Genomic DNA, 4,971 nt, shown 5'->3' on the forward strand with positions numbered 1-4,971 from the left:
TCGAGTTCGGGAAATTCGGCCTCGAGCCGCTGCACCGCCGCCAGATTGATGGAAATGTCCTCGCGGATCGCCGTATGCGGACAGCCGCCGGTTTCCACCCCGAGGATCCGCCCGGGCGGCAGCGCGCCCGCACGGGTCAGGATCTGCGCATCTTCCTGCGTGTAGATGTCGTTGGTGATGACCGCGACCTCGCAGCGGTCGCGCAGCGCCGTGCACAGGGCCTGCACCAGTGCCGTCTTGCCGCTGCCGACGGGGCCGCCGATTCCGACGCGCAAGGGGCCATGTGTTCTGCTCATGATCGAAACAGCCTCGCATGTTGGGTTTCATGATGCTGGGATGCAATGTCCGTCAGCAGCGCGGCCGAGCCGACGTCCGAGGCATCGGCCTCCATCGCTTCCGCAGCGACGTTACGGGTCACCGGCTCAAGCATGCGCAGAATCCGCAGCCAGTCGCTCTGCCCGAGCGGGATGAGGCGCACGCCGGCCGACACCAGCGCCGCCGCGAATCCCTGCAGGAATGTGACCGTAAGCGCATCGAGCGGCATGTCGTGGACCGCCCCGGCGATACCGGCCGCGATCGGGGCGGGGATGTCGGCCGGGCAGATTTTCGCGAACTCATCAAGATCAGGATGCGGCCAGCCGGTCCTGACCGCCGCGAGAAAGGCATCGCCCTGCTCAAGGCATTCGATGCGGCGCTCGGCGGTCGGCTGGAGCGCGGCGGCAAATACCGTGGTCTCTTCCAGCGCGGCCCAGTCGCGCGCGCGCATCTGTCGCCATGCGGTGCAGAGAAACACCGCCTCGGACCGCGCGGCCCCGTGGCGGAGCACCCCTTCCAACCAGTCGAAAAGCGTCTCTGCATCATCTACCGCCGCCGTTTCGACCAGCCACTCCAGCCCGTGGCTGTAGCTGAAGGCGCCGGTCGGGAAAGCCGGGGAAAACCAGATCTGCAACCATTGCAGCGCCTCCGGCGCCAGGATGAACCGTTCATTGGTGGCACCGGCTGGCCGTGCGTTCCAGGTGGTCATGGATGATCGTGGTCGTGATGGTGATGGCCATGGTCGTGCTCACCATGATGGTGATGATGCCCGCCGGCAAAGGCCCCGCCTTCGGGATCGAAAGGCGCCTCGATCTCCTGCGTGCTGCCGCCAAGCCCCTGAACCATGTCGCGGATCACATGATCGAACCGGATCCGCAGCCGATCGCCCAGAAGCTGCGTCGGCAGATGCCGGTTGCCAAGGTGCCAGGCAATGCGGATCAGGGCAGCCATATCCGGCGCGGTGATCTCGATCAGGCTCTCGGCGGCTGACTCCACGACGACGATGCGCCCGTCTCCCAGCACCAGCCCGTCGCCGCTGCGCAATGTCGCCGCCCGGGGCAGGTCCAGCAGAAAGGAAAGCCCTGCCTCGCCATGCAGCATGTGCCGCCGCCGGTGCCGTCGATCGAAGTCGAGCCGTACCGTATCGGCCGCGCTTTCGCGGTCCCAGCTGCCGGCGGGGCGGATTTCACTGCAAGTCAGCATATGCGTCACCTAGAACAGGAAATAGCGTTGCGCCATCGGCACCACATCGAGCGGATCGCAGGTCAGCAATTCGCCATCGGCGCGCACCTCGTATGTTTCGGGATCGACCTCGATATGCGGAACGGCCGAATTATGCACGAGATCCGCCTTGCTGATGCCGCCACGCATGTTGGTGACCGGCAGGGTCGCCTTCGCCAGCCCGAGTCTTGCACCCACCCCCGCATCCTGCGCGAAGGCGCTCACGAATGTGACGGCACAGGCGCCGATGGCGCCGCCGAAGGCGCCGAACATCGGCCGGTAATGCACCGGCTGCGGGGTCGAGATCGAGGCATTCGCATCCCCCATCAGCGCCATGGCGATCATGCCCATCTTGATGGTCAGGTCGGGCTTCACGCCGAAGAATGCCGGCGACCAGAGCACGAGATCGGCCATCTTGCCGACCTCGACCGAGCCCAGATGTTCCGACAATCCATGCGCGATGGCCGGGTTGATGTTCAGCTTGGCGATATAGCGTTTGACGCGGACATTGTCGTTGTCGCCGGTTTCCTCGGGCAGCCGCCCGCGCTGGAGGCGCATCTTGTGCGCGGTCTGGATCGTGCGCAGCACCACTTCGCCGACCCTTCCCATGGCCTGACTGTCCGAAGACATGATCGAGATCGCCCCCATGTCATGGAGGATGTCCTCGGCGGCGATGGTTTCGCGGCGGATGCGGCTTTCGGCAAAGGCCAGATCCTCGGGGATGTTGGGATCGAGGTTATGCGCCGTCATCACCATGTCGAGATGTTCGTCGATGGTGTTGCGGGTAAAGGGCATGGTCGGGTTGGTCGAGGCCGGCAGGACATGAGGCAGCCCGGCCAGGCGGATGATATCCGGCGCGTGGCCGCCCCCCGCCCCTTCGGTATGGAAGGAATGGATGGTGCGCCCCTTCATGGCCGCGATCGTATCCTCGACAAAGCCCGATTCATTCAGCGAATCCGCATGCAGCATCACCTGCACGTCATAATCGTCCGCCACCGAAAGGCAGCAGTCGATGGTGGCCGGGGTCGCGGCCCAGTCCTCGTGGATCTTGAGGCATCCGGCCCCGGCCTCGATCTGTTCGGCCAGGGCGCGGGGGCTTGAGGAGCTTCCCTTGCCGGAGACGACGAAATTCATCGGAAAGCCGTCAAGCGCCTGCAGCATGCGCGAGATATGCCAGGGGCCCGGGGTGCAGTTGGTTGCCTGCGAGCCGGTTGCGGGCCCGGTGCCGCCGCCGACCATGGTGGTCGTGCCGGCGGCAAGTGCCTCTTCGATCTGCTGCGGGCTGATGTAGTGAATATGGGTGTCGATGGCGCCGGCGGTGACGATCTTGCCTTCACCGGCGATCATTTCGGTGCCGGCGCCGATGATGATGTCCACATCGGGCTGCACATCCGGGTTGCCGGATTTTCCGATGCCGCTGATGCGCCCATCACGGATCCCGATATCGGCCTTCACGATGCCCCAGTGATCGACGATGAGCGCATTCGTGATAACCGTATCCGCAGTCCCCTCGGCACGGGTCTTCTGTCCCTGCCCCATGCCGTCACGGGCGGTCTTGCCGCCGCCGAACTGCACCTCTTCGCCATAGCGGGTAAAGTCGCGCTCGACCTCGATGAAAAGGTCGGTATCGGCCAGCCGCACCCGGTCGCCGGTGGTCGGGCCATACATGTTCGCATAGGCCGCGCGGGAAATCTTGTAGGGCATCAGATACCTCTTCTGGAATGTCAGTCGAGCGGGCCCATGACCCGACCTCCGAACCCCTGCACGATGCGGGCACCCGCATAGGGCACGAGGGTGACTTCGCGCATCTGGCCGGGCTCGAAACGCACCGCCGTGCCGGCCGGAATATCAAGCCGCCAGCCCAGCGTGCTCTCGCGGTCGAATGCTAGCGTCGCGTTCGCCTCGGCGAAATGATAGTGCGATCCGACCTGCACCGGGCGGTCGCCACGATTGGCGACCGTGAGCGTCATGGTCTCGGCCCCGGCGTTCAGCTCGATGTCGTCAGCGGCAGTGATGATCTCGCCGGGGATCATGCCAGCCCCCCGATGATCATGTCGCCGGCGATGAACAGCCCGCTTGCCGCCACGACGACACCCATCGCCCGGGCCAGCAGGATCTGGCGGCGACCGATGCTCGCGCCAAGAACGATGCCCGCAAGGTGAAGCAGGATCGTCGAGACCGTGAACCCGGCTCCGAAGGCCAGTGCCGTGCCTGACATTTCCATGCCATGGGCATCGCCGTGGAACAGACCGAACAGGCCGACGACGGCCAGAGACGGCAGCATCGGCATACGCACCGCCACCGCGATGAGAAGCCCCATCACCACCACCGAGGCGGCGATGCCGGGCTCGACCGCCGGGAAGATGACGCCGTTCACGCCAAGCACGAAACCGGCGATCATCGCGGTCACGAAAGCCGTCGGCACCGCCCAGAGCGCGCGCCCGCCAAGAAACGCGGCCCAGATGCCAACCGCCACCATGGCCATGATGTGGTCAAGCCCCGACAGCGGATGCCAGAATCCGGAAAGGAACGTGTGGGAATGGATGCCGTGACCGGGGTGGGCCAGCGCCGGCGATGCGACCAGCGCCAGTACGGTGGCCGTCGCCGCATGGCGGAGCAGAGCGGAATGCGGTTTCATGAGACTTTCCTTTCGGTCAGCGAATGGGTCAGCGAATGGGATGGTGGATCGAGACGAGCTTGACCCCGTCGGGAAAGGTGGCTTCAACCTGAATGTTGGGGATCATTTCCGGGATCCCGTCCATGACCTGATCGCGCGTCAGCACCTGCGCCCCGGCCGCCATCAGGTCGGCAACGCTGCGCCCGTCGCGGGCGCCCTCGACGATGAAATCGCTGATCAGGGCGATCGCCTCGGGATGGTTGAGCCTGACGCCACGTTCAAGCCGCCGCCGGGCCACCATGGCAGCGGTGGCAATGAGCAGCTTGTCCTTTTCGCGCGGGGTGAGTTGCATCGACCTCTCCTCAAAAGTTCCACAGTCGCGGCACGGCCCGTCCGTCGCGCAGAACCGAAAGCGCCGGGATCATCGCCCGGCGCAGGGCCATGGCATCGCCGGCGACGATTCTGACCAGAAGTATTCCGTTCACGATACCGGCGCCAGCGGTCGTATCGCACAGCCCGGCAAAGAGTTCGCGGATCGAATCGCGCAAGGTGCCGAGGCCCTCGCCCGCATGGATTATCGTCGCCATGGCCCGGTTGCCGTCCAGTGTCGCAGGATGTCCGGTGCAGGCGGGGAAGGGATCGGCAAGGCGCAATGCGTCGGCAAAGACCAGACGTCCACCCCGGCGCACGGTCCACAGATCCGACAGATGGCCGCTGGTCACGGTTTCACCCATCGCCGCGCGCCCCAGCAGGATCGATTCGACGATCGTCGCCACGGCCCCCTCCTGCAGGTCCACTTCGGTCCGCCTGGCAAGGCG

The 4,971-nt window shown here is 65.4% G+C and carries 8 protein-coding genes; all 8 read right to left on the reverse strand.

Annotation, left to right across the window (positions count from 1 at the left end):
• Window positions 1-296, reverse strand: a 296-nt coding sequence (locus B0B01_RS12805) for a GTP-binding protein (RefSeq protein ID WP_143733120.1), incomplete at its 3' end; no start/stop codon positions are given.
• Window positions 293-1,024 carry an urease accessory protein UreF gene (locus B0B01_RS12810; protein ID WP_076650464.1) on the reverse strand — a complete coding sequence of 244 codons (732 nt, stop codon included), beginning with the start codon at window positions 1,022-1,024 and terminating at the stop codon, window positions 293-295. The genes B0B01_RS12805 and B0B01_RS12810, both read right to left, overlap by 4 nt.
• Window positions 1,021-1,518: an urease accessory protein UreE gene (locus B0B01_RS12815; protein WP_076650465.1), complete on the reverse strand. Its 498-nt coding sequence runs from the start codon at window positions 1,516-1,518 to the stop codon at window positions 1,021-1,023. Before B0B01_RS12815 ends, B0B01_RS12810 begins: the two co-directional genes overlap by 4 nt.
• A 9-nt stretch (window positions 1,519-1,527) precedes the next feature.
• Window positions 1,528-3,240: an urease subunit alpha gene (gene ureC / locus B0B01_RS12820; RefSeq protein WP_076650466.1), complete on the reverse strand. Its 1,713-nt coding sequence runs from the start codon at window positions 3,238-3,240 to the stop codon at window positions 1,528-1,530.
• 20 nt (window positions 3,241-3,260) lie between these two features.
• Window positions 3,261-3,569 (reverse strand): urease subunit beta, encoded by a 309-nt coding sequence (locus B0B01_RS12825; RefSeq protein ID WP_076650467.1) that lies wholly within the window; start codon window positions 3,567-3,569, stop codon window positions 3,261-3,263.
• Window positions 3,566-4,174 carry a HupE/UreJ family protein gene (locus B0B01_RS12830; RefSeq protein WP_076650468.1) on the reverse strand — a complete coding sequence of 203 codons (609 nt, stop codon included), beginning with the start codon at window positions 4,172-4,174 and terminating at the stop codon, window positions 3,566-3,568. The genes B0B01_RS12825 and B0B01_RS12830 overlap by 4 nt, the downstream gene beginning before the upstream one ends.
• Before the next feature lie 28 nt (window positions 4,175-4,202).
• Window positions 4,203-4,505, reverse strand: coding sequence for an urease subunit gamma (locus B0B01_RS12835; RefSeq protein WP_076650469.1), 303 nt, complete (start codon window positions 4,503-4,505; stop codon window positions 4,203-4,205).
• 10 nt (window positions 4,506-4,515) lie between these two features.
• The coding region (locus tag B0B01_RS12840) for an urease accessory protein UreD (protein ID WP_200805464.1) at window positions 4,516-4,971 on the reverse strand (456 nt) is incomplete at its 5' end.

The sequence above is a fragment of the Pontibaca methylaminivorans genome, from assembly GCF_900156525.1.
In the GTDB taxonomy this organism is placed as follows: domain Bacteria; phylum Pseudomonadota; class Alphaproteobacteria; order Rhodobacterales; family Rhodobacteraceae; genus Pontibaca; species Pontibaca methylaminivorans.

Coding starts and splice junctions, on each gene's coding strand:
- B0B01_RS12810 (WP_076650464.1), bottom strand. CDS start 1,024: ATGACCACCTGGAACGCACGGCCAGCCGGTGCCACCAATGAACGGTTC.
- B0B01_RS12815 (WP_076650465.1), bottom strand. CDS start 1,518: ATGCTGACTTGCAGTGAAATCCGCCCCGCCGGCAGCTGGGACCGCGAA.
- ureC (WP_076650466.1), bottom strand. CDS start 3,240: ATGCCCTACAAGATTTCCCGCGCGGCCTATGCGAACATGTATGGCCCG.
- B0B01_RS12825 (WP_076650467.1), bottom strand. CDS start 3,569: ATGATCCCCGGCGAGATCATCACTGCCGCTGACGACATCGAGCTGAAC.
- B0B01_RS12830 (WP_076650468.1), bottom strand. CDS start 4,174: ATGAAACCGCATTCCGCTCTGCTCCGCCATGCGGCGACGGCCACCGTA.
- B0B01_RS12835 (WP_076650469.1), bottom strand. CDS start 4,505: ATGCAACTCACCCCGCGCGAAAAGGACAAGCTGCTCATTGCCACCGCT.